The following is a 22,221-nucleotide window of genomic DNA, read 5'->3' on the forward strand; positions in this document are numbered from 1 at the left end:
CATTGCTGCGACGCGGAACGATGCCCCGCGTGACCAACGGCGTCAGCTGTGTAGCCCTAAACCCCACAACCAGTCGAGCCTGACCACTCTCGCTCCTGTTGCCCGTTCCGGTGCTGCTTCGGTGCCCACCGAAGCAGCACCGGAAGTCGCAGGGCCGCTACTCCTCGCGTCGGCCGGGCTCCGAAGCGTTCTACTTCCGGCCTTCATGCCGACAGCCCGTGCTACGCGCAGGAAGTCGGCCCAGCCGACTTCCTGCGCACCTGGGGGAGGCGGCGAGCATGGTTTGGGGCTTGGCCGGTCGATCACATAGCTCGCTAAGGTCTCACTATTCCGGAGGGGGTGGCTGGAGCGGTGATGACTCGTGTGTCGGCTGTTGCGATGGTGCAGAAGATCATGGATGGGGACTGCGCCGACGACGCCGAGATCGACCGCGCACTTGAGGCGCTGGACAGGGGTCTTGGCTGTCCGAGTGGCTATGTCAGCAACTTGATCTACTGGCCCGACGGGCCGGAGCCGACAGCGGCTGAGGTTGTCGAACTCGCCCTCGCCTACCGGCCGTTCGCGCTGTGAGAATGACGACTGTTCGGCGAGCGCAAGCGTGCGCCGGAGCGGCCTCAGCGCGATACAAGAAACGCGGATACATCTACCTCGGCACCGGGTGGCGTCCGCCCCTTCTGCGCAGGAAGTCGGCGAAGCTGACTTCCTGCGCAGACATGTGCCTCGGCCCCCTGCCGGCGAACGCGGCAGGGGGCAGAGATCCGTCATCGCTCAGCCGTACAGGAAGTCGACCGCGCCGACTTCCTGTGCGGGGTGATGTAGTCGGTGGCCGGGTAGTCGGTGACCATCTCGCGCGCGGCGCCCGGGATGTTGCCGAGGTTGGCGGCCCGCAGTTGCGCGGGGGCGCCGGACTCGTTCAGTTCGCCGTGCTGAGGATCCGAACCGACGGGGGCTCGGCCAGCAGATCGCCGACCTTCGCCAGCGAGTCCGCCAGGTGCGGGCTGGCCATGTGCGTCTCGAACGCCGCGCGGGAGGCCCACTCCTCGATGACCACCCAGGAGTACGGATCCTCCGGGTCCACGTAGTTGTTGTACGAGAGACACCCGGGCTCGGCCCGGCTCGGCTCGATCATCGAGCGTGCCTGTGCGCGCATCTCGGCCTCCCGGCCGGGCTTGGCCTTCATCGTCACTATGACGCTGATGCTGCTCGACATGATCGTCCACCCGTTCTCTGCAGTCGCAGTACCGATGACTTCCAAGATCGCCGAACATCGGCTCCACCCGGATTGTTCCCGGCTGCGCACCATCGGCGACGCGGCCGTCCATGGCCGGCCCGGCTCCAATTCGCTTCACTCGCGGCGTTCATGGCGTGGGCCGATGGGGTGCGCTGCGCGTAGGAAGTCGGCCAGGCCGACTTCCTACGCGGACATGTGCCTCTGCCCCCTGCCGACGCTCGCGGCAGGGGGCAGAGATCCGCCATGGCGTAGTCGCAGGAAGTCGGGCAGGCCGACTTCCTGCGCAGGGGGGAGGAGAGCGTTTCGGCGGGATGGTCAGGGCGTGCCGGTCAGTTGCGGGGCGATGCGGTCGGCGAGGCGGTCCAGGTCGAGGCCGGCCAGGTAGTCGGTGACCATCTCGCGCACGTTGCCCAAGGTGCTGCCGAGGTTGTCGGCGCGCAGCTGAGCAGGGGCGAGGCCCTCGCGGAAGGTGTCGTGGTCGAGTGCGGAGGCGATCAGTTGGTGGGCGAGGTCGAGCGGGGTCCGCTCGCGCAGGGCGAACGTCAGGTGGAAGCTCGGTTCTTCGCCGGTGCAGACAGGGGCGTGGACCCATCCCCGCGGGACCACCAGGGTGTCGCCGGGCTCCAGGGAGTAGGTGGCGAACGGGTCGGTGGTGTCCCAGATCCGCTGCATCTCCCGCGTCCATTGGGTGGGGGAGCCGAGGTGGTCGTCCATCGGGTGCTGCACGGTCGGAGCCCACAGCGGCCAGCGCTTTCGGCCGGACATCTGGGCGACCAGGACGGTGGTCTGGTCCCAGTGGTGGGTCAGGCCGGTCTCCCCGGCGGGCGTGATGATCGCGGAGACGTACAGGGTGTAACCGGTCTCGGCCTGGACCCGGGCACAGAACTCGGTCAGGAAGGGTGCGTTCCGCTGAATCTCGCGGAGGTTGACCGTATGCCCCTCCGCGATGAGGCCGCGCAGTTTCCCGGGACGCATCCGGCCGTTCTCGGAGAAGCGTCCGGGGTGAACGGCCCGGCCGTCCTTGACCGCCGCAGTACGCGACGGGGCAGTGAGGCCGTGGTCGATGTACGTGTTCATCAGGTCCAGCGTGATGGCCTGGTCGAGTGCCCCGTGTTCGCGCCGGAAGAGGCGTGGTTCCGTGGGGCAGGCGGCGAGCAGGTCACTGGCGCGGGCGCCGAGAAGCTCGTGCAGAGACAACGTCGTCTCCTTAGGACAATGGGCACTTGATGGCGGGGTGGAACGGCAGAGACGGGCAGCAGATCACGGCGGAGCTCGTGAACCGCAGGTCTTCGAGGTAGTGCGACCACACGACGTCCGAGCCGTGGAGCAGGGTGCGGTGAGCGCACTCCTGGTGCCACTCAAGCGACGCGTAGGCCTGCTTTCCGTCGGGCCGCCGCAGGGGCGGGAACTGCTTGTAGATGGTGGTGAGCCAGTCGACGGCCGGGGGCACGGTGGTCCAGGTGCGCTGGTCGAGGCCTTCGGGGCGGCGCAGGAGGTAGTGGCCGGTCATCATGGGCGGAATGGTGCGTTGGGCGAAGGGCAGAAAGGTCTCCTGCGGGTGTGCGTTCATTCCGCTGGGGACGCGCAGGAGGCTCATGTCCAGTGATGCGGGGCGGCGCAGGTATTCCAGTTCCATGAGCCTGCGTGATCCGACCCAGGGGCCGTAGCCGTGCCAGTGTCCACCGCGTTCGGCGAATGCCTCGGGAGTCATGGGTATCCTCCAAGGACCGGGTGGCCGCTCCCAATTAGGGTGGGAACGGCCACCCGGCTGTGCGTTGTGAGGTGATCGCCTCAGGCGATCGGATCGATCAGAGGGTGAGGCCTCGGCTCCGCGCCCACTGGACGGCGAAGGTGTCGAGCTCGGTGCCGGTGTAGCGCACCTGGAGGCCGGCGCCCTCAGGCTTGGTGTCGCCGAGCGCGAAGGCGTCGGCGACGCCCGTCAGCGGCGCGACGCTGACGCACGACTCGGCCTCGCTGTCGAGGTTGCCGCCGCACTGGGCGACCAACTCGCCTTCCAGCGCCAGCTCGTAGAGGTTCTCGGTCATGGTTCCTCTTCTCTAAGGGTGATGTCGAGCAGCCACGCGGAGAGCGCGCGGCCACCCGCTGCCGGGCCGCTGAGGCTGCCCGGAAGTCTTGGGCGGGAGGCCGGTGGTGTGTGATCAGCAGACCGGGACGGGGGTGCCGTGGAGGAGGAGGGGGCGGCCGGCGCCGTGTTCCCAGGCGTCCCAGGCGTCGTGGACGCGGAGGGCCTGGTCGGGCGGCATCACGGTGTCGAGCAGGTAGCGCGGGACCCAGTGCAGGGCTCGGATGTTCGGCGGCGGGCGGTGCAGGTTCACGGCTTTCGCTTGCCTGGGGGTGACGACGCCGCCCGCGTAGACGAAGTTGATGCCCTCGGGGTACTGGTGCCGCGCCACGTAGTCGACGGTCAGGATCGTTCGGAAGGGGAGGACGAGCCCGGTCTCGGTCTCCAGGTGGCGGCGGGCGGCGAGGTGGGGCGGCTCGTCGGCCTCGGCGCTGCCGCCGGGGAGCGTGTAGCCGTCGCGGTAGACGGGGTCGACGAGGAGGACGTGGAGTTCGTCCTGCCCGTCGGGGCTGTGGCGGAGGACGAAGGCCTGCTGGCCCAGGCGTCGGGCGGGCGGCTTCCGCACGATGTCGTCGTTCAACGTTGCTCCTTGGGAGAGGAGTTGAGGGGTTGGTGCTCCCCGCTGGAGGAGGCTTCCGGCGGGGAGCGGTTCGGCTCGACAAGGGCTGTGCGCCAACGCGCCCTTGGAGCCGGTTTCGCGCTGCGTGTTCTGCGGCAGCAAATCCGGCGGCGGCCAGGGAAGTTAGGTGGAGCGTGGCGAGCAGCAGGAGGCTGCTCGGGCTCACGGCGGCTCTTCCTGGAGCAGCCGACGGTGGGAGCGGGCACCGGAACCGGGCGCGATCTGGCGGGGGTTGAGGACGCTGACCTGGTCGGCCCGGGTGGTCCATTCGACGCCGCCGCCGACCGGGCGGAGGTACATGATGCCGCCGCACTGCTCCATGAAGACCCCCTCGCGCGGCCGGCCGTCGCTGAGGTGTCCGCGGTCGATGACCACTTCGTGGGGGAGGGGGACTTCGGACATGGGGGTGCTCTTGTTCATCAGGGGGACTCCGATCCGTAGCGCGATGACTACCGGGAGTGCCCAATGTCCCCTATGCTCAGCAGGTGTTCAACTTGTCCACACTGCTTGATTGGTAGGACGACTAGCCTTGAACAAACGTGAACTTGAGCCCCAGGCCTCCCCTGCTGCGGAGTTCGGATCCTTCCTTCGCAGGTGGCGGGAGCAGCGAGGCTGGACGCAGGAGCATCTTGCGCGGCTAATTGGCTGCACGTCGTCGCACGTCTCAGCGCTGGAAAATGGCCGGCGCAGAGCAACTGCCCCAATCTCGGCAGCGCTTGACAGAGTGTTTGACACATCTGAGGAGGCGGTGTTCCGGCACAAGGCCAGCGACGTCAAGCATGGTGCACTTCTGGCGGGGTTCTCCGAGTTCGTCACCCAAGAAGGCCGGGCTGTCGAGCTGCGTCTATTCGAGGTCGGCCTGATTCCGGGGCTGCTCCAGACAGCGGACTACGCAACGGCCATCGCAGCGGCCGCCGTTCGCCGGGGCAGCATTACCCAGGCGAAGGCGGATGAGCGAGTGCAAGTCCTCATAGACCGACAGGCAATCCTGCGCCGGGACTCGCCGCCCCTTGTCCACGTCGTCATGGATGAGAGCTGCATCCGCCGCCCCGTGGGCGGGGATGCCGTAATGGCAGCTCAGCTTGATCGGCTCGTAAGCTTCGCCAACGAGCCCACTGTGCGGCTGCAGATCGCCCCGTTCACGCTCGGCGAGGACCGGGCCTTCGATCTTCCGGTTTCCATCCTGACATTGCCGGATCGATCGCTCATGTCCTATGCGGAGAGTGCGCACCAGGGCCGCCTGGAGCGGGAAACCAACGCGGTGACGGCGGGGCTGACGGCCTACTATCAGCTACAGACCCATGCTTGTTCACAGGCGGACTCGGTGGCGATGATCCGCGAGCTACGGAGGCAACTATGACGCCCCTTGAATGGTTCAAGTCCAGCTACAGCAGCAATGGCGGACAGTGCATAGAGGTATCCAGCAGCGTGCCTGGCGCGGTCCCTGTCCGTGACTCCAAGGACCCCGAGGGGCCTGCGCTGGCTTTCCCGGCCGAGGCCTGGGCTGCCTTCGTCGCCGCCGTTCGCTCTGGCGAGTTCGGCGAGGTCTGACGCTCCGCGTTGCCGAGCCCCTACCTAATCGGGTAGGGGCTTCTTGCTGCTTGGCTGCTGCAGCCTGATGCTTGTTGGTGGTGATCCGCGAGCTACGGAGGCAACTGTGACGCCCCTCGAATGGTTCAAGTCCAGCTACAGCAGCAACGGCGGCGATTGCATCGAGGTCGCGGCCAACTCCGTTCACACTGTTCCCGTGCGTGACTCCAAGGACCCCCAGGGTCCCGTGCTGGCCTTCCCTGTCGAGGCCTGGTCGGCCTTCGTCGTTGCCGTCCGGGCTGGCGAGTTCGGCGAGGTCTGAAGCGGCCGGTTAGTGCGATAAGCACCCTTCCGGCGATGGGCAGTTGGCCGACCACCCCGCGTGTTACGTTCCGAACCAAACAGCAAACAGGTGACCCCGGCAGCGCGCCAACGCTCCGGGGTCCGGCACCAGGAGTCGACACTCCCATGCGCATCCATCGTACCGAACAGGTACGGCACTTCACCGTGCTTCCCAACGCCGTCCTCCAGTACCGCAAGCTCAGCTACACCGCCCGCGGCCTCCTCGCCGACCTCCTCTCCCGCCCCGACGGCTGGCGCGAGGACGGCCGCCACATGGCCGCCACCAGCCCCCAAGGCCGCGGCGCCGTCCGCAAAGCCCTCAAGGAGCTCGCCGACGCCGGCTTCTACCGCGTCGAGACCGTCCGCCTGCCCGACGGCACTCTCCGCAGCGAGGCCCACGTCTACGACACCCCCTGGTCCTCCCTGCCGGGTGCCACCCGTCCGGCGCCCGGTGGCCCGGCTGTCGGTCGCACAGGCAGCCCTCCCGTAAAGGACCGGCAGCAAGAACCCACCCTCCCCGCGAGCCCGGCTGCCGACGAGCAGACCCGACAGGCAGTGGCCGCCTTGTTCCGGGCGATCCGCCCCGAACCTCGCCTCCGCCTCGGCCAAGCCGAAGCGGAGTTCCTGGCACCCCTCGTCGCCCAGTGGATGGAGCGTGGCAGCACCCCGGGCGACCTCGCCCAAGCCCTGCTCCCCGGCCTGCCCAACCCGATCCACTCCGCCGCAGCCGTGCTCCGCTACCGCTTGGAGCACAAGATGCCGCCCTGCCGAGCCCCGGAAAGCCCCTCCGCACCCCGGTACGCCGAGTGCGCGGAATGCCGCGACCCCGTCCCCCGCCCGGGCCTCTGCCGCACCTGTAGCGGCCTTCGATCGGTCGCCGTCAGCCATAGCGTCGGCGCCACTCGTGCCCGTACGGCACCGAGAAGCGCCCCCAGCGCGCCGCCCAGCCCCCGTCGGCCGGCAAGCTCGCGTCCGTGATGCGGTCGACCGCCGACTCCGTTTCTGCGTAGGAAGTCGGCCGGACCGACTTCCTGTGTAGTGGGGCGCCGCGTTCAGTGTGCCGTCCGGCCGCTGTTGGCTGGCGGGCTCGCGTGCGTGATGGAGGCGGCGGGTGGCGGGCGGCCGCTGACTTTGCTTTTGCGTAGGAAGTCGGTCCGATCGACTTCCTGCGTAGTGGGGTGCCGCTGCGTTCAGTGTGCCGTCCGGCCGCTGTCGGCGGGCGGGCTCGCGTGCGTGATGGAGGCGGCGGGTGGGAGGGCGAGGACTGGCCTTCGTTTCTGCGTGGGAAGTCGGCTCGGTCGACTTCCTGTGTAGTGGGGCGCCGCGTTCAGTGTGCCGTCCGGCCGCTGTTGGCTGGCGGGCTCGCGTGTGTGATGGAGGCGGCGGGTGGCGGGCGGCCGCTGACTTTGCTTTTGCGTAGGAAGTCGGTCCGATCGACTTCCTACGCAGTGGGGGTGTGGCCGCGTTCAGTGTGCCGCCCAGCCCCCGTCGGCCGGCGGGCGCGCGTCCGTGATGGAGGCGGCGGGTGGGAGGGCGAGGACTGGCCTTCGTTTCTGGACTTTCTGTGCAGCGGGAGCGCCGCCGCGCTCAGTGCGCCGTCCAGCCGCCGTCCACCGGCAGGCTCGCGCCCGTGATGTAGGAAGCAGCGGGCGTGCAGAGCCAGAGGGCCAGCGCGGCTACTTCGGAGGGCTCGATGAGCCGCTTGACGGCCGTGCGGTCGAGCATGATCCGCTCGACCACCTCCTCCTCCGGGATGCCATGCGCCTCCGCCTGGGCCGCGATCTGCTTCTCCACCAACGGAGTCCGGACGTACCCCGGGTTGATGCAGTTGCTCGTGACCCCGTACGGCGCCGCTTCCAGCGCGACGGTCTTGCTGAGCCCCTCCAACCCGTGCTTCGCCGTCACGTACGCGGACTTGAACGCGCTGGCCCGCAGGCCGTGGACGGACGACACGTTCACGACGCGGCCCCACCCCCGCGCGTACATGTGGGGCAGGGTGCGCCGCAGGATGCGGAACGGGGCCTCCACCATCACGCGTTGGATGAGGGAGAAGCGCTCGGGCGGGAACTCGTGGACGGGGGCGACGTGTTGGAGGCCGGCGTTGTTGACCACGATGTCGGCGTCGGTCGGCAGGGCGTCGACGGCCGCCGGGTCGGCGAGGTCCGCGACGACGGCGTGTCCGCCGATCCGGGCCGCGAGCTCCCGGGCCGGTTCGGCCGCCAGGTCGACGACGTAGACCCGGGCGCCGGCCCCGGCGAGGGCCTCGGCGCAGGCCCGGCCGATGCCCGAGGCGGCGCCGGTGACCAGGGCCGTGCGGCCGTCGAGCGGGCGGGCTGTAGTGGTGTCCATGGGCCAGAACGGTAGGAATCCGGCGGCTCGCCTCCCATGTGCCGGGCCACTACAGCATGTTGATGGACGGTGGTGGTCACCACTATGACGGTCGATCGACGGTTCGACCCTGGAAGTCCAAACCCATCCTGTCCCGGCTTCCCCACAATGGGCGCGGTTGCTTCACCCGTTCGGAGGATTGCTCGGTCAGATCCACCCATAGCGCCCGAATGCTCGCTACATTCACGCCGATTCCCGACAGGGGGCGCCGCCACAGGCAGCCGAAGCGCTGGTAGAGCCCGGTGCGGCGTCCGAGAGGTGTTGACTGATATGCCCCAACGGCCTGCAACCGACAGCCCGGCGTACGGACCGCTCGACCCGCTCGACCAGCACCGCGGTCCGGTCGGCCGGGCCCTTCCGGACGCCCCTGACGCCCTGACCGCCCACGCCCCGGCCGCCGACGAGCTGCGGCTGCCCGAGCAGGCCATGCCCGACCGGCACCAGCCCGCGACACCCACGGCCGTCGCGGGCACCGCGACGGCGACTGCCACGGCCACCGCGACCGCCGCGCCCCCGGCACCCGCCGCCGGCCACCCGGGCGGCCACGCGGGCCACTCCGGTCCGGCCCCGCAGAACGGCCACCTGGCGGCGCTGATCGAGGAGGCCGGCTTCTCGCACGCCGGCCTGGCCCGCCGGGTCGACCAGCTCGGCCTGGAGCACGGCCTCGACCTGCGCTACGACAAGACCTCGGTCACCCGCTGGCTGCGCGGCCAGCAGCCGCGCGGCGCCACGCCCGCGCTGATCGCCGAGGTCTTCACGCGCCGCCTCGGCCGCCGCCTGACCGCCCAGGACCTCGGCCTGGACGCCTGCGCCCCGGTCTACGCGGGCCTGGAGTTCGCCGAGACACCGCAGGAGGCGGTGGACATCGTGGCGAGCATGTGGCGCAAGGACAACGGCCCGCAGTCCGAGCTGCGCCGGATCGCCTTCACCCCGGCCGGCCTGGTCGTCCCCAGCCGGGACTGGCTGATCGGCCGCACCGACGAGCGCGTCGCCCGGGACGGCTCCACGCTGGCCCGCCCGGACGCCGCCACCGGCCCACCGCCCGCGGGCCCGCCGACGGCCAACGCGCCCGGTGCGGCGGCCCTGGGCCCGGCACGCGGACCGGTCCCCGGCGGCCCAGGCCCGCGCCCGGCTGCCACGGCCGCCGCGCTCAGCCGCGTCCCCACCCAGAGCCGCCGCCCGCCCGCGGCCGTCGAGCCCCCGTACGCCGACCCGGCCCGCGAGCAGCGCCCCGCCCTGCGCGTCGGCCGCGGCGACATCGCCGCCATCCGGGCCGTCGGCGACCTCTTCCGCGCGCTCGACCACGCCTACGGCGGCGGCCACGCCCGCCAGGCGCTGGTGCGCTACCTGGAGAGCGAGGCCGAGCCGATGCTGCGCGGCCGCTACGGCGAGCAGATCGGCCGCGCCCTGTTCGGCGCGGTCGCCGACCTCACCAGGCTGGCCGGCTGGACGTCCTTCGACATCGCCGCCCACGGCCTCGCCCAGCGCTACTTCGTCCAGGCGCTGCGCCTGTCCCAGGCCGCGGGCGACCGCGCCCTCGGCGGCTACGTGCTGGTGACGATGAGCCAGCAGGCCGTCCACCTCGGCCACGGCCGGGAGGCGGTCCAGCTGGCCCGGGTCGCCCAGCAGGGCGTGGGCACCGCGGTGCCGCCCGTCGTCCAGTCTCTGCTGCACGCCGCCGAGGCGCGCGGGCACGGCCTGCTGGGCGACGTCCGGGCGTGCACCACGGCGCTCGTACGGTCCGAGCGCTCGCTGGCCGCGGCCCGGCCCGGCGATGAACTGCCCTCCTGGGCACGGTACTTCGACGAGGCCCAGCTCTCCGACGAGTTCGCCCACTGCTACCGCGACCTCCAGCAGTGGCGCACCTCCGCCCAGCACGCCGAGAAGTCGCTGCGGCTGCGCTCGCCCGCGTACGCCCGCAGCCGGATCTTCTGCCGGCTGGTGCTCGCCACCGCGCGGCTCGGCATGGGCGACCTCGACGAGGCCTGCACGATGGCCACCGACGCGCTGCGGGCGGCGGGGGAGATGCGCTCGGCCCGCTCGCTGGAGTACGTCCGGGACTTCCACCGCCGCCTCACGCCCTACCGGGGCAGCCCGGTGGCGCGGGCGTTCGAGGAGACGGCCCGCCAGGCGGGGGTGATCTGACCCCGGCAGGCCGGACAACGGAGGCCGACGGATGCTAGGGCCGGGCGCACGACGACGCCCGGCCCGCACCGGCCCGGCCCGGCCCGAAAGACGCCTGGCCCGGCCCGACCCCAAAGACGAAAGACGCCCCAGTCTCACCAGCTCTCGGCGCGCACCCGCGGTCGCCCCGCCTCCGGCGCCGGCGGCCGGACGTCGCCGCGCAGTCGCTGCGCGGCGAGCGGGAAGACGAGCACCGAGAGCATCCCCGCGCCGACCAGCGCGGCGGCCGTCGAGGACGGCATGTGCCCGGCCTCGACCTCGATCGTCGTGATCACCACGACCAGCGGCAGCGCCGTCGCGGCGTACAGCCCGAGCGCGCCGCGGTCGCGCCGCCCGAGCCCGGCCGGGGCGAGCAGCGCGGCAGGCGCCCCGCGCACCGCGAGCAGCAGCACCAGGAACACCGGGACGAGCAGCAGCGTGCCGGGGTCGTCCAGCAGCGCGTTCAGGTCGAAGTTCATCCCGCTGACCACGAAGAACACCGGTACCAGGAAGCCGAAGCCGATGCTCTCCAGCTTCGCCTCGATCACCTCCTCCTCGTGCGCCCGGACGCCGGAGAGCAGCATCCGGGAGACGATCCCGGCGGTGAACGCGCCGAGCAGCATGTCGAGGTCGAGCCAGATCGCCGCGGCGACCATCACCGCGAGCACCAGGATCACCGCGCGGATCGCGAACTGCCCGGACGTGCGCAGGGTGCGCTCGATCAGCCGGGTGACCCAGTCCGGCCGGGGCCGCTGCGCGCCGAGGACCGCGAGGGCGGTGATGACGGCGAAGGCGCCGAGGATGACGGCGGTCCGGGCGGGGGAGTTGCCGCTGAGCAGGACCGCGATCGCGATGATCGGCCCGAACTCGCCGACGGCGCCGGTGGCCATCACCAACGAGCCGAAGGGGGTGGGGAGTTCGCCCGAATCGCGGAGGATCGGCAGGATCGTGCCGAGTGCGGTGGTGGTGAGCACGAGTCCGGCGAAGGCGCCGTCCAGCGGGTTCGGGTTGACCAGCGCGCCCACCCCGAGGCCGAGGACGACCGTCGCCAGCCACGCGGTGCCCGCCCGTTTCAGCGGGCCGCCGCGCAGCTTGGCGAAGTCGATCTCGTACCCGGCCAGGAACATCAGCATCGCGAGGCCGAACTGGGAGAGCGCGGTGACGAGGTCGTCGACGTGCGCCCAGTCCAGGACGTCCGGTCCGATCAGGACGCCGAGCACGATCTCGAACACGACGGTCGGGACGGCGATCCACCGCAGCAGCCGGTCGGCGAGCAGCGGCGCGGCCACCGCGGCGGCGGGGATCAGGATCAGCGTGAGCGGGTGGACGGCGGCGCTCACCGCGCGACCGGCCGCAGGGCCCGGGCGGCGGCGGGCGCCGCAACGGGTGAAACCCCACGAATAGCAGTCATAGCGGGCATAGCGGCATCCTGGCACGATGCCGGTCCGCCGTCCTGGCAGGCCGTCCGCGTGTTCCGGGCAGCCGTGACCGCCGTCCTGGCAGGCTGTCCGCGTGTTCCGGGCAGCCGTGACCGCCGTCAGGCCGCGGCCTCCGCCTCCCGCGCGGAGGCCGGCAGCCCGAGGTCGCGCAGCACGGCCCGCGCCGCCCGCCGTCCGGAGACCAGGGCGCCCTGCACGGAGCTGGTGTCCCGGTGGTCCCCGGCGACGTACAGCCCGGCGAGCACCCGGACCGGCCGCTGCGGGTTGTGCGGCGGCGGCATGGCGGGCAGCGCGTCGGGCAGGTGCCGGACGCTGAGGAACTGCCAGCCCCGGGTCGACGTCCCGTACAGCTCCGCGAGCCGGGCCCGGACGGCCGGTTCGAGCCCGGCCGGGCCGCCCGCGTCGAAGGCGCGCCGCCCGAGCACGGTGGTCGCGACGAGCGCCTGACCGGGCGGGGCGTACGAGGGGTCCAGTTCGCTGAGCACCAGCGAGTGCGAGACGAGCGGCGGCTGGCCGCCGGGCCGGTCGGCGTCCAGGAGGAGGACGGGTTCGTTCACCGGGGACCGGTCGGCGGCGTGGAAGAAGGTCGTGACGGGGTGGAAGTCCGGCAGCCGCAGTCCGGGCATGAGCTCGACGGCGGAGCGGGCGTCGGTGGCGATGACGACGGCCTGCGCGCCGATCCTGCCGTGCGCGGCGGTCTCGACGCCGTCGGCCGCGATCCCGGTGACCTCGATCCCGGTGCGCACGGTGCCGGCGGGCAGCGCGGCGGCCAGCTGGGCCGGCACGGTCGCGATGCCGCCGGCGGGCAGACAGAGCCGCCCGCGGGCGTAGGAGCGCAGGACCAGTTCGGCGATCCGGCTGCTGGTCCCGAGCGCCGGGTCACTGAGCAGGGCGCTGAGCAGCGGCCGCAGGAAGCCGTCGACGGTGCGCGGGGCGAGCCCGTGGCCGGTGAACGCGCGGGCGGCGGTGGTCTCGGGGCGGGCGTGGATCCGCCCGGCCGGGGTGGCGGCGAGCCGGGCCAGGTAGCTGCCGAGGCGGGCCTTGTCCAACGGGCTGCCGAGCGGGGCCCGGACGGCGGCCTGCCGGGCGGCGGTGAGCTGCGGGTCCCCGGCGCGGTAGCGGCGGCCGGCGCTGTGCACGAGTACGCCGGGCGCGAGCGGGCGCAGTTCCAGGCGGTCGACGTCGAGCGCGCGGCGCAGTTCGGGGAACGCGGTGTTGAGCAGGTGGCTGCCGTCGTCGAGCCGGAATCCGTCCAGCTCGCGGGTGGCCATGCGGCCGCCGATCCGGTCGGCGCGTTCGAGGAGCTGAACGGTGAGGCCCTGGCCGGTGAGCGCGCGGGCGGCGGTCAGGCCCGCGAGGCCGCCGCCCACCACGACGACGTCCGGGTCGGACGGTCGGCGGGCGCGGCGGGTGAAGTCGTACGTGGGCACGGGCGTGCTCCCTCCCTGGTTCCCGGGGCTCCGGCCGACGCAGGCAGCGGGGTGCCGGGACACGGTCCGACGATGTGATGCCCAGTCAGTGTGAGCGTCAGACAAACGCATCGGGCCGGATCGGGTGCCGGGAAGGGCGTGGGCGGGGGCGCGGTCACGGACTGTGCGCCGTGGCGGCCGGGTTCGGGGGTCGGCGGGCGCGCACGGTCACCGGGGGCGTGCAACGCGCCCACCGCGTGCTCCCGTGCGCCCCCTGCCGGAGCCCCGTCCGACCCCCGCTCGGCATATGCCCGTGGCCAGCACGAATGCCGTACGCCCGGTACGTTTCCCGGCCCCGGGCACGCACGCCCGGCCCCGGGACGGGAGGGCCGTCAGAGGGCCGCCCGCACCGCCGCGTCGACGTCCGTGTGCGTGAACTCGAAGCCGGCGTCGAGCAGTCGCCGGGGCACCACCCGGTGGCTGCCGACGACCTCGATCGCGAGCTCCCCGAGCACCGCCTTCAGCACCGCCTCCGGCACCGGGAACAGCGCCGGCCGGCTGAGCACGCGCCCGAGGGCCGCGGTCAGCTCGGCGTTGGTCACCGGCTCCGGCGCGGTGAGGTTGAAGGCACCCGACAGGTCCTCCCGGTCGATCAGGAAGCGCAGTGCGGCGACCTCGTCGGCCAGCGAGATGTAGCTCCAGTACTGCCGCCCGTCGCCGAGCCGCCCGCCCAGGCCGAGCTTGAACAGCGGGAACAGCCGCCCGCCGGCCCCGCCGGCCGCGGACAGCACGAGCCCGGTGCGCGGGTGGACGACCCGGATCCCGGCGCGCTCGGCGGGCCGCGCGGCGGCCTCCCACTCCACGCACACCTCGGCGAGGAAGTCGTCGCCGAGGGGGGACTCCTCGTCGATCACCCGGTCGCCGGTCTGCCCGTACACGCCGACCGCGGAGGCGCTGACGAAGACCTTCGGCGCTTCCGCGAGCTCGGCCAGCGCGACGGCGAGGGTCTCGGTGCCGAGCACCCGGCTCTCCCGGATCTCCCGCTTGTAGGCGTCCGTCCAGCGGTGGTCGCCGACCCCGGCGCCCGCCAGGTGCACGACGGCGTCGACGCCGGCCAGTCCGTCCCGGTCCACCTGGCCGAGCAGCGGGTTCCAGCCGATGGCCGTGGTGCCGTCGGGCTGCGGACCCGTCCTGGAGCGGTGCCGGACCAGCCGGACCACCTCGTGGCCGTCCGCCGTCAGGGAGCGGACGAGCGCCGAACCGATCAAACCCGTGGAGCCTGTGACAGCGATGCGCATGGGCCCCATCCTCCCAGCTCTTAACCCGTAGGAAGTTTGGACACCCCTCATTAGGCTGACGCGCATGCACGATGACGATCTGATCATCCGACCGGCCAGGCCGGAGGACGAGCGCGAACTCGCCGCCCTCAACCGCGCCGCGTGGTCCCCCCTGTCCGAGGTCGCCCCGCAGCCGCCCGAGGAGGACGGCGTCTTCGACGAGCGGCACGCCCCGGAGCAGTACCTGCTCGCCCTCCTCGACGGCCGGATCGTCGGCTACATCCGCCCGGTCCCGGCCACCCCGCTCGCCAGCAACCGGCACGTCCGGCAGATCCAGGGCCTGGCCGTCGACGCCTCCGTGCGCGGCCGGGGCGTGGGCCGGAAGCTGGTCGAGGCCGCGTGCGCCGCGGCGCACGCCGAGGGCGCGCGCAAGATGACGCTGCGCGTCCTCGGCTGGAACACCCCGGCCCGGCGCCTCTACGAGAGCTGCGGTTTCGTCGTCGAGGGCTCGCTCGCCGAGGAGTTCCTGATCGACGGCTCGTACGTGGACGACATCTGGATGGCCCGCCGCCTCACCGGCTGAGCGCCCCGGCCGGTCGTTCGCCCACCACTCCTGACGGTGTGTCAGTTGTGAACGAGTGGTGCAGAGTCGTGACCGACCCGCGCTGTCTCGACCGCCGTCGTGCCGGGTACGGTACGCCCGTGAGCAACTCGACGCCTCCCGGGTGGTACCCGGTACCCGGTGCGGACGGCGCGCCCGGTCAGGAGCGCTGGTGGGACGGCAACGCCTGGACCTCCGAGGTGCGCCCGCTCCAGGGCGGCGCCGCCCGGGTCGCCGACGCGCCGACCCAGGGCTGGCAGCCGCCGGGGCCCTCGGCCCCGGCCGCCGGGTACGGCTACGGCGCCCAAGCCCCAGCCCCGGCCCCGCAGGACGCGCCGCCGCCCGGCTACGGCTACCCCGGCGGCCAGGCCCCCGGCTACGGCTACCCGGGCCAGGGCTACGGCGCCCCCGAGTACGGCCAGGGCTACGGGAACCAGGAGTACGGCCCGGCCTACCCAGGCGCCCAGCCGCCCGGCTACGGCTACCCGCCGCCGGCCCGCGGCGGAGGCGTGAAGCCGGGCGTCGTCATCGGCATCGCCGTCGCGGTCCTCGTCGTCGGTGCGGTGATCGCCGGCCTGACGCTCGCCGGCGGCTCCCCGTCGGCCGACCCGACCCCGAACCCGACGGTCACCGTCACCCGGAGCCAGGAGCCGGCCCCCAGCCCGACCTACACGCTCCCCACCACCGTGCCGACCCCGACACAGACGCAGCAGGCGCCCAAGCCCGCGCCCGTCCTCAAGGGCACCGTGCCGGACGCCCAGCACGCCATCACCGTCCCGCTGTTCGACGGCTGGGAGGCGCAGACCAACAACACCAAGTCGACGGTCTACCTCGGCTCCGGCCGCTACACCTGCCCGGACGGGAACAACACCTGCATCCGCGGCCAGTTCGCGATCCAGAAGGACACCGCCCAGGGCGCCACCGCCAAGGCCGCCGCCGAGGCCGCGATGCCCGACTACGCGGCCGCGATCTTCACCGGGATCACCTCGCACACCGACTCGGGCTCGGCCTACGTCACCGTCGCCGGGGTGCTCGGCTACGCCTCCCGCTGGCACGTGCGCACCTCGGACGGCACCCAGGGCTACGTCCTGCTGGCCACCGTCCCGGCCAAGGGCGGCGGGTTCGTCGTGTTCGAGGGCGGCGTGGACGACGACCCGGCCGCGCCGGACGCCTCCGTCCTGGACCAGATCCTCCGGGGCATCAAGCAGGACGGCAGCGCCGGCACGGGCAGCACCACCTGACCCTCCGGAGGACGGCGCTCTAATCCCCGTAGCGCTCCCAGAGCTTGGGAAAGCGTTTCGCCATCGCGTCCGGGTCCTCGAAGTCCAGCGGCGTCCCCGCCGGACGGCCCGCCTGCCGCCCGCCCACCTCGGGCAGCGGCAGGCCGGTGAGCTGCTCGTAGGCCTCGTCGGCGGCGTAGCCGAGGTCCTCGGCCTCGCCGTCCTCCTCCTCGTCGAACTCGGGCAGGAGGTCGGCCAGGTCGTCCGGCTCGTGCAGCCCGCCCTCGAAGACGTCCCGGCCCTGGCCGATCAGCCAGCAGCGGAAGAAGTCGAAGGTGTCCTCGGAGGCGCCGTCGAGCAGCAGGTGGGCGGCGCCCCACAGGTCGTACCGGTAGGCGCGCTGGAAGCGGGCCTCGAAGAGCCGGCCGAAGTCGATGACGTCGTCCGGGGTCAGCTGGACGAGGTGCTCCACCAGCCGGTCGGCCTGCTCGTCGGGGTCGCCGTCGGCGGCCTCCCGGGTCTCGTCGATGATCTGCCAGAAGTCGGTCTCGTCCATCACCGCTCCAGCATCCCCGTTCGCCCGCCTCCGCGCATGCCATGGCCCGGCGAAACGCTGGTGACGCCCGGCGGAACGTTCGTCGGCGGCCGGGCCGGGAACGGCGGAACCCCGCGCCGTCCGGGGACGGTGCGGGGTTCCGCGGGGACCACGGGGGGTCAGAGGCCGAGCTCGACCTCGAACTCGCCGGCCTCCAGGATCTCCTTGACCGCGACCAGGTAGCGGGCGGCGTCGGCGCCGTCCACCAGGCGGTGGTCGTAGGAGAGCGACAGGTAGGTCATGTCGCGGATGCCGATGGCGGTGCCGCCGTCGGCCTCGATGACGACCGGGCGCTTGACGGTGGCGCCGATGCCCAGGATGGCGACCTGGTTCGGCGGCACGATCACGGTGTCGAACAGTGCACCGCGCGAGCCGGTGTTGCTGATGGTGAAGGTCGCACCGGACAGCTCGTCCGGGGTGATCTTGCTGTCGCGGACCTTGGTGGCCAGCTCGGCGGTCTTCTTCGAGATGCCGGCGATGTTGAGGTCGCCCGCACCCTTGATGACCGGGGTCATCAGACCCTTCTCGGAGTCCACCGCGATACCGATGTTCTCGGTGTCGAAGTAGGTGATGGTGCCCTCGGCCTCGTTGATCCGGGCGTTGATGGCCGCGTGGGCCTTCAGCGCCTGGGCGGCGGCCTTGACGAAGAACGGCATCGGGGACAGCTTGACGCCCTCGCGGGCGAGGAAGGAGTCCTTGGCCTTGCCGCGCAGCGACATGATCTTGGTGACGTCCACCTCGACCACGCTGGTCAGCTGGGCCTGCTCGTGCAGGGCCTTCAGCATGTTGTCGCCGATGACCTTGCGCATGCGGGTCATCTTGACCGTCTGGCCGCGCAGGGCGGACGGAGCGGCGGCGGCCTTCGGCGCGGCGGCCGGGGCGGCAGCGGCGACCGGAGCCGGCGCGGCCTTGGCGGCCTCGGCGGCGGCGATGACGTCCTGCTTGCGGATGCGGCCGCCGACACCGGTACCGGTGACGGCGGACAGCGCGACACCGTGCTCGGCGGCGAGCTTGCGCACCAGCGGGGTGACGTAGGCGTCACCGGCGTCGGCCACCGGGGCGGCCGGGGCGACCGGAGCCGGGGCGGCAACGGGGGCCGGAGCGGCAACCGGGGCCGGAGCAGCCGGAGCGGCAACCGGGGCCGGGGCAGCAACGGGGGCCGGGGCGGCAACGGGGGCCGGGGCAGCGACCGGAGCCGGAGCAGCCGGAGCAGCGACCGGGGCCGGGGCGGCGACCGGAGCCGGAGCGGCAGCAGCCGCACCCGGGGCGCCGATCAGCGCGAGCTGGGCGCCGACCTCGGCGGTCTCGTCCTCGCCGACCAGGATCTTGACGACGACGCCGGCGACCGGCGACGGGATCTCGGTGTCGACCTTGTCCGTGGAGACCTCGAGCAGCGGCTCGTCGACCTCGACGGTCTCACCCTCGGCCTTCAGCCAGCGGGTGACGGTGCCCTCGGTGACCGACTCGCCCAGCGCGGGCAGCACGACCGGGGTGGCGTCGCCGGCCGGAGCGGCCGGAGCGGCAACGGGAGCCGGAGCGGCAACGGGGGCCGGAGCGGCGACCGGGGCCGGGGCGGCGACCGGAGCCGGAGCGGCGGCGGGCGCGGCCGCGGCGGCCGGAGCAGCGGCGGGGACCGGGGCGCCGGAGCCGTCGTCGATGATCGCCAGCTCGGCGCCCACCTCGACGGTCTCGTCCTCGCCGACCTTGATCGAGGCCAGGATGCCGGAGGCCGGCGCCGGGATCTCGGTGTCGACCTTGTCGGTCGAGACCTCGAGCAGCGGCTCGTCGACCTCGACACGCTCACCCTCGGCCTTCAGCCAGCGGGTGACGGTGCCCTCGGAAACGCTCTCGCCCAGCGCGGGCAGTGTTACTGAGACCGCCATGGTTTCAGCGACTCCTATCAAGTCTTGCGTACGGGAGTACGGGAAGTACGGAAGTACCGGAACGGGGGTGGGGGCGTGATCAGTCGTGCGCGTGCAGCGGCTTGCCGGCCAGCGCCAGGTGCGCCTCGCCCAGGGCCTCGGACTGGGTCGGGTGCGCGTGGATCAGCTGCGCGACCTCGGCCGGCAGGGCCTCCCAGTTGTAGATCAGCTGGGCTTCGCCGACCTGCTCGCCCATGCGGGCGCCGACCATGTGGACGCCGACCACGGCGCCGTCCTTGACCTGGACGAGCTTGATCTCGCCGGCGGTCTTCAGGATCTTGCTCTTGCCGTTGCCGGCCAGGTTGTACTTGAGGGTGACGACCTTGTCCTTGCCGTACAGCTCGACGGCCTTGGCCTCGGAGATGCCGACGGAGGCCACCTCGGGGTTGGAGTACGTCACGCGCGGGACGCCGTCGTAGTCGATCGGCATCGGCTTCAGGCCGGCCAGGCGCTCGGCGACCAGGATGCCCTCGGCGAAGCCCACGTGGGCGAGCTGCAGGGTCGGGGCGAGGTCACCGACGGCCGAGATGGTGGGCACGTTGGTGCGCATGTACTCGTCGACGAGGACGTAGCCGCGGTCCATCGCGACGCCGTTCTCCTCGTAGCCGAGGCCGGCCGAGACCGGGCCGCGGCCGATGGCGACGAGCAGCAGGTCGGCGTCGATCTGCTTGCCGTTCTCGGTGGAGACGCGGACACCGGCCTCGGTGTACTCGACGCCCGAGAAGCGGGCCTTCAGCTCGAACTTGATGCCGCGCTTGCGGAACGCGCGCTCCAGCAGCTTCGAGGAGTTCTCGTCCTCCAGCGGGACGAGGTGCGGCAGCGCCTCGACGATGGTGACCTCGACGCCGAAGGACTTCCAGACCGAGGCGAACTCGACGCCGATGACGCCGCCGCCGAGGATGACGGCCGACTTCGGGATGCGGTCGAGCTTGAGCGCGTGGTCGGAGGAGATGACGCGGTCGCCGTCGATCTCCAGGCCCGGGATCGAGCGCGGCACGGAGCCGGTGGCGAGGACGATGTGGCGGCCCTCGATGCGCTGGCCGTTGACGTCCACCGAGGTCTGCGAGGAGAGCTTGCCCGCGCCCTGGATGAAGGTCACCTTGCGGGAGGCGACCAGGCCCTGGAGGCCCTTGTACAGGCCGGCGATGACGTCGTCCTTGTACTTGTGGACGCCGTTGATGTCGATGCCCTGGAAGGTGGCCAGCACGCCGAACTCGGCGGCCTCCTTCGTCTCGTCGGCGATCTCGGCCGCGTGCAGCAGCGCCTTGGTCGGAATGCAGCCGCGGTGCAGGCAGGTGCCGCCCAGCTCACCCTTCTCGACCAGGGCGACGCTCAGGCCCAGCTGAGCGGCGCGGAGCGCCGCGGCGTAACCGCCGCTTCCGCCTCCGAGAATGACTACGTCGAAAACGGTGCTGGCGTCGTTCGCCACGTCACGTCCTCCATGCAATGGGGTGGGTCGCCGGGCCGGTCGCGGTCCGGTGGGTCGGAAGCCTTTGTGGGGCGCCCAGTCGTGCCGGAAATACATCTTCGCACTTGTTCACGGCGGCTGATGTCCGGGTCCGCCCCGCGGGTGTCCCACCGGGTGGTCACGGGGGTGGGAACACCCCCGACGGAAGGGCATCATTGCAGCTCAACGCCGGGTTGACAGCCACCGGGCGGGCGCTGTGACGGCCTTCGGGCGCCGCTGCTTCCGCACTGCGGAACAAAGTTTCGCCCGCAGCGAACAGGGGTGCGGGGCCGGGTGGCGGCCTACCTGCGGGTAACCCGTCCGGAACGCCGGAGGGGGCCCGGCGCACGTGGGCCGGGGCCCCCCCCGACGGGTGGGGGGGGTCAGGCCGTAGCCGGCCGCGGGCGCGAGGCGGTGGCGAGCAGGGTGCGCACCGCGCTCGCGGTGCCGCCCTTCGGGGTGTAGCCGAACGGCGCGCCCTCGTGGAACGCCGGGCCGGCGATGTCCAGGTGCGCCCAGTCGGTGCCCTCGGCCACGAACTCCTTCAGGAACAGACCGGCCACCAGGCCGCCGCCCATGCGCTCGCCCATGTTGGCCAGGTCGGCGATGGTCGACTCGGTCATGCCCTTGCGCAGCTCGGCCGGCAGCGGCATCGGCCAGGACTGCTCGCCGACCTCGCCCGCGACGGTGTGCAGGGTCTCGCGCAGCTCGTCGTTGTTGGACATCACGCCGAAGGTGCGGTTGCCCAGGGCCAGCACCATGGCGCCGGTCAGGGTGGCCACGTCGACGATGGCGTCCGGGTTCTCCTCGCCGGCGCGCACGATCGCGTCGGCCAGCACCAGGCGGCCCTCGGCGTCGGTGTTCAGCACCTCGACGGTCTTGCCGCCGTACATGCGCAGCACGTCGCCCGGGCGGGTGGCGGAGCCGGACGGCATGTTCTCGGCCAGCGCGAGCCAGCCGGTGACGTTGACGGCCAGGCCGAGGCGCTTGGCCGCGACCACGGTGGCGAAGACGGCGGCGGCGCCGGCCATGTCGCACTTCATGGTCTCGTTGTGGCCGGCCGGCTTCAGCGAGATGCCGCCCGAGTCGTAGGTGATGCCCTTGCCGACGAAGGCGAGCGTGGCCTTGGCCTTCGGGTGGGTGTAGGCCACCTTCACCAGCCGGGGCGGGTTCGCCGAGCCGTTGCCGACGCCCAGCAGGCCGCCGAAGCCGCCCTTGGTGAGCGCCTTCTCGTCCAGCACCTCGACCTTGAGGCCGTGCTCCTTGCCGGCGGCCTGGACGATCGCGGCGAAGCTCTTCGGGTTCAGGTCGTTCGGGGCGGTGTTGACCAGGTCGCGGGCCCGGTTCATCTCCTCGCCGATCGCGGCGGCGCGCTCCACGGCGGCCTTGGAGTCCTTGCTGCCCTTGCGCGGGGCCAGCACGACGAGCTCGCCGACCGGCTCCTTGCCGCCCTCGCCCTTGTAGGTGCCGAAGGCGTACGAGCCGAGCAGACCGCCGAGGGCGACGGCCTCGACCTCGTCCGCGGACTCGGCGGGCAGGGCCAGCGCGGCCTTCTTGGCGCCGGCCAGGGTGCGGGCGGCGACACCGGCGGCGCGGCGCAGCGTCTCCAGGCCGTAGCCCTCCTCGGCCGCCTCGCCGAGGCCGACCGCGAGCACGAGCGCGGCCTTCAGCCCGGCGGGAGCGGGGACCTTGACGGCCTCGCCCTCGGCGCCGGTCGCGCCCAGGGTGGTGAGGACCTCGGCCAGCTTGCCCTCGAACGCCTCGTTCACGGCGTCGGTGCCGGCGGCCAGCACGATGCCCTTGGGGCCCTTCGCGACACCGACCACCAGCGCGTCCGCACGCAGCGAGGCGGCGGCGGAGGTGCTCACAGACAATGCAGTCACGTAATGCGTCCTGTTCTTTCGCGGTCCACGGCCGGGTGCGGCGAGGCTGCCGCACCGGCGCAGCCCGGCGGG

Annotated in this window: 22 protein-coding genes and 1 pseudogene; 9 read left to right on the forward strand and 14 right to left on the reverse strand. The window is 72.3% G+C overall.

Annotated elements, in window-relative coordinates; all coding sequences use genetic code 11:
* Positions 1–378 precede the first annotated feature (378 nt).
* A complete protein-coding gene (locus ACFXDE_RS24755; protein ID WP_380496959.1) occupies positions 379–570 on the forward strand; it encodes an e9imm peptide in 192 nt (63 codons plus the stop codon).
* Positions 571–913: 343 nt separating this feature from the next.
* On the opposite strand, the gene ACFXDE_RS24760 is transcribed toward ACFXDE_RS24755, so the two are convergent.
* The 6 genes from ACFXDE_RS24760 to ACFXDE_RS24785 all read right to left on the reverse strand — a co-directional run bounded on the left by ACFXDE_RS24760 (position 914) and on the right by ACFXDE_RS24785 (position 4,335).
* On the reverse strand, positions 914–1,210 hold the full coding sequence (locus ACFXDE_RS24760) for a putative quinol monooxygenase (protein ID WP_380496960.1): 297 nt from the start codon (positions 1,208–1,210) through the stop codon (positions 914–916).
* 336 nt (positions 1,211–1,546) lie between these two features.
* Entirely contained in the window at positions 1,547–2,428 is an 882-nt protein-coding gene (locus ACFXDE_RS24765; protein ID WP_380496961.1) for a JmjC domain-containing protein, read from the reverse strand.
* A gap of 10 nt (positions 2,429–2,438) precedes the next feature.
* Positions 2,439–2,942, reverse strand: coding sequence for a hypothetical protein (locus ACFXDE_RS24770; RefSeq protein WP_380496962.1), 504 nt, complete (start codon positions 2,940–2,942; stop codon positions 2,439–2,441).
* A 97-nt stretch (positions 2,943–3,039) separates the two neighbouring features.
* Positions 3,040–3,276 carry a DUF397 domain-containing protein gene (locus tag ACFXDE_RS24775; RefSeq protein WP_380496963.1) on the reverse strand — a complete coding sequence of 79 codons (237 nt, stop codon included), beginning with the start codon at positions 3,274–3,276 and terminating at the stop codon, positions 3,040–3,042.
* 114 nt (positions 3,277–3,390) lie between these two features.
* Positions 3,391–3,894 carry an NUDIX domain-containing protein gene (locus ACFXDE_RS24780; RefSeq protein ID WP_380496964.1) on the reverse strand — a complete coding sequence of 168 codons (504 nt, stop codon included), beginning with the start codon at positions 3,892–3,894 and terminating at the stop codon, positions 3,391–3,393.
* A gap of 201 nt (positions 3,895–4,095) precedes the next feature.
* Positions 4,096–4,335 carry a hypothetical protein gene (locus ACFXDE_RS24785; protein WP_380496965.1) on the reverse strand — a complete coding sequence of 80 codons (240 nt, stop codon included), beginning with the start codon at positions 4,333–4,335 and terminating at the stop codon, positions 4,096–4,098.
* A 127-nt stretch (positions 4,336–4,462) separates the two neighbouring features.
* On the opposite strand from ACFXDE_RS24785, the pseudogene ACFXDE_RS24790 reads away from it, so the two are divergent.
* From ACFXDE_RS24790 to ACFXDE_RS24810, 5 genes and pseudogenes are all read left to right on the forward strand, one after another.
* Positions 4,463–4,666, forward strand: a pseudogene (locus ACFXDE_RS24790) (helix-turn-helix domain-containing protein); the annotation flags it as partial.
* 15 nt (positions 4,667–4,681) lie between these two features.
* Positions 4,682–5,293 carry a DUF5753 domain-containing protein gene (locus ACFXDE_RS24795; RefSeq protein ID WP_380496996.1) on the forward strand — a complete coding sequence of 204 codons (612 nt, stop codon included), beginning with the start codon at positions 4,682–4,684 and terminating at the stop codon, positions 5,291–5,293.
* Positions 5,290–5,484: a DUF397 domain-containing protein gene (locus ACFXDE_RS24800; protein ID WP_380496966.1), complete on the forward strand. Its 195-nt coding sequence runs from the start codon at positions 5,290–5,292 to the stop codon at positions 5,482–5,484. Before ACFXDE_RS24795 ends, ACFXDE_RS24800 begins: the two co-directional genes overlap by 4 nt.
* A 67-nt stretch (positions 5,485–5,551) precedes the next feature.
* Entirely contained in the window at positions 5,552–5,785 is a 234-nt protein-coding gene (locus tag ACFXDE_RS24805; RefSeq protein WP_380496997.1) for a DUF397 domain-containing protein, read from the forward strand.
* Between the two features lie 146 nt (positions 5,786–5,931).
* Positions 5,932–6,783, forward strand: coding sequence for a hypothetical protein (locus ACFXDE_RS24810; RefSeq protein WP_380496967.1), 852 nt, complete (start codon positions 5,932–5,934; stop codon positions 6,781–6,783).
* A 609-nt stretch (positions 6,784–7,392) separates the two neighbouring features.
* Here the strand turns inward: ACFXDE_RS24810 and ACFXDE_RS24815 are convergent.
* Entirely contained in the window at positions 7,393–8,154 is a 762-nt protein-coding gene (locus tag ACFXDE_RS24815) for a 3-hydroxybutyrate dehydrogenase (RefSeq protein ID WP_380496969.1), read from the reverse strand.
* A gap of 309 nt (positions 8,155–8,463) precedes the next feature.
* Between ACFXDE_RS24815 and ACFXDE_RS24820 the strand changes: the two genes are divergently transcribed.
* Positions 8,464–10,338 (forward strand): regulator, encoded by a 1,875-nt coding sequence (locus ACFXDE_RS24820; RefSeq protein WP_380496970.1) that lies wholly within the window; start codon positions 8,464–8,466, stop codon positions 10,336–10,338.
* A 134-nt stretch (positions 10,339–10,472) separates the two neighbouring features.
* On the opposite strand, the gene ACFXDE_RS24825 is transcribed toward ACFXDE_RS24820, so the two are convergent.
* From ACFXDE_RS24825 to ACFXDE_RS24835, 3 genes are all read right to left on the reverse strand, one after another.
* Positions 10,473–11,696 (reverse strand): cation:proton antiporter, encoded by a 1,224-nt coding sequence (locus tag ACFXDE_RS24825; protein WP_380496971.1) that lies wholly within the window; start codon positions 11,694–11,696, stop codon positions 10,473–10,475.
* 197 nt (positions 11,697–11,893) lie between these two features.
* Positions 11,894–13,225, reverse strand: coding sequence for an NAD(P)/FAD-dependent oxidoreductase (locus tag ACFXDE_RS24830; protein ID WP_380496973.1), 1,332 nt, complete (start codon positions 13,223–13,225; stop codon positions 11,894–11,896).
* 371 nt (positions 13,226–13,596) lie between these two features.
* On the reverse strand, positions 13,597–14,511 hold the full coding sequence (locus tag ACFXDE_RS24835; protein WP_380496974.1) for a TIGR01777 family oxidoreductase: 915 nt from the start codon (positions 14,509–14,511) through the stop codon (positions 13,597–13,599).
* A 55-nt stretch (positions 14,512–14,566) separates the two neighbouring features.
* Between ACFXDE_RS24835 and ACFXDE_RS24840 the strand changes: the two genes are divergently transcribed.
* Positions 14,567–15,064: a GNAT family N-acetyltransferase gene (locus tag ACFXDE_RS24840; protein WP_380437636.1), complete on the forward strand. Its 498-nt coding sequence runs from the start codon at positions 14,567–14,569 to the stop codon at positions 15,062–15,064.
* A gap of 119 nt (positions 15,065–15,183) precedes the next feature.
* Positions 15,184–16,323: a DUF2510 domain-containing protein gene (locus ACFXDE_RS24845; RefSeq protein ID WP_380496975.1), complete on the forward strand. Its 1,140-nt coding sequence runs from the start codon at positions 15,184–15,186 to the stop codon at positions 16,321–16,323.
* A 19-nt stretch (positions 16,324–16,342) separates the two neighbouring features.
* On the opposite strand, the gene ACFXDE_RS24850 is transcribed toward ACFXDE_RS24845, so the two are convergent.
* The 4 genes from ACFXDE_RS24850 to ACFXDE_RS24865 all read right to left on the reverse strand — a co-directional run bounded on the left by ACFXDE_RS24850 (position 16,343) and on the right by ACFXDE_RS24865 (position 22,149).
* Positions 16,343–16,858 carry a DUF4240 domain-containing protein gene (locus ACFXDE_RS24850; RefSeq protein ID WP_380437640.1) on the reverse strand — a complete coding sequence of 172 codons (516 nt, stop codon included), beginning with the start codon at positions 16,856–16,858 and terminating at the stop codon, positions 16,343–16,345.
* A 158-nt stretch (positions 16,859–17,016) separates the two neighbouring features.
* Positions 17,017–18,780, reverse strand: a complete 1,764-nt coding sequence (gene sucB, locus ACFXDE_RS24855; RefSeq protein WP_380496976.1) for a 2-oxoglutarate dehydrogenase, E2 component, dihydrolipoamide succinyltransferase — start codon at positions 18,778–18,780, stop codon at positions 17,017–17,019.
* A 79-nt stretch (positions 18,781–18,859) separates the two neighbouring features.
* Entirely contained in the window at positions 18,860–20,248 is a 1,389-nt protein-coding gene (lpdA, locus tag ACFXDE_RS24860) for a dihydrolipoyl dehydrogenase (RefSeq protein ID WP_380437644.1), read from the reverse strand.
* Positions 20,249–20,649: 401 nt separating this feature from the next.
* Entirely contained in the window at positions 20,650–22,149 is a 1,500-nt protein-coding gene (locus tag ACFXDE_RS24865; RefSeq protein ID WP_380496977.1) for a leucyl aminopeptidase, read from the reverse strand.
* Positions 22,150–22,221: the final 72 nt, after the last annotated feature.

This window comes from Kitasatospora sp. NPDC059408, assembly GCF_042751525.1.
GTDB lineage: Bacteria > Actinomycetota > Actinomycetes > Streptomycetales > Streptomycetaceae > Kitasatospora.

Coding starts and splice junctions, on each gene's coding strand:
- ACFXDE_RS24755 (WP_380496959.1), top strand. CDS start 379: ATGGTGCAGAAGATCATGGATGGGGACTGCGCCGACGACGCCGAGATC.
- ACFXDE_RS24760 (WP_380496960.1), bottom strand. CDS start 1,210: ATGTCGAGCAGCATCAGCGTCATAGTGACGATGAAGGCCAAGCCCGGC.
- ACFXDE_RS24770 (WP_380496962.1), bottom strand. CDS start 2,942: ATGACTCCCGAGGCATTCGCCGAACGCGGTGGACACTGGCACGGCTAC.
- ACFXDE_RS24775 (WP_380496963.1), bottom strand. CDS start 3,276: ATGACCGAGAACCTCTACGAGCTGGCGCTGGAAGGCGAGTTGGTCGCC.
- ACFXDE_RS24785 (WP_380496965.1), bottom strand. CDS start 4,335: ATGTCCGAAGTCCCCCTCCCCCACGAAGTGGTCATCGACCGCGGACAC.
- ACFXDE_RS24800 (WP_380496966.1), top strand. CDS start 5,290: ATGACGCCCCTTGAATGGTTCAAGTCCAGCTACAGCAGCAATGGCGGA.
- ACFXDE_RS24805 (WP_380496997.1), top strand. CDS start 5,552: ATGCTTGTTGGTGGTGATCCGCGAGCTACGGAGGCAACTGTGACGCCC.
- ACFXDE_RS24810 (WP_380496967.1), top strand. CDS start 5,932: ATGCGCATCCATCGTACCGAACAGGTACGGCACTTCACCGTGCTTCCC.
- ACFXDE_RS24815 (WP_380496969.1), bottom strand. CDS start 8,154: ATGGACACCACTACAGCCCGCCCGCTCGACGGCCGCACGGCCCTGGTC.
- ACFXDE_RS24820 (WP_380496970.1), top strand. CDS start 8,464: ATGCCCCAACGGCCTGCAACCGACAGCCCGGCGTACGGACCGCTCGAC.
- ACFXDE_RS24835 (WP_380496974.1), bottom strand. CDS start 14,511: ATGGGGCCCATGCGCATCGCTGTCACAGGCTCCACGGGTTTGATCGGT.
- ACFXDE_RS24840 (WP_380437636.1), top strand. CDS start 14,567: ATGCACGATGACGATCTGATCATCCGACCGGCCAGGCCGGAGGACGAG.
- ACFXDE_RS24850 (WP_380437640.1), bottom strand. CDS start 16,858: ATGGACGAGACCGACTTCTGGCAGATCATCGACGAGACCCGGGAGGCC.
- sucB (WP_380496976.1), bottom strand. CDS start 18,780: ATGGCGGTCTCAGTAACACTGCCCGCGCTGGGCGAGAGCGTTTCCGAG.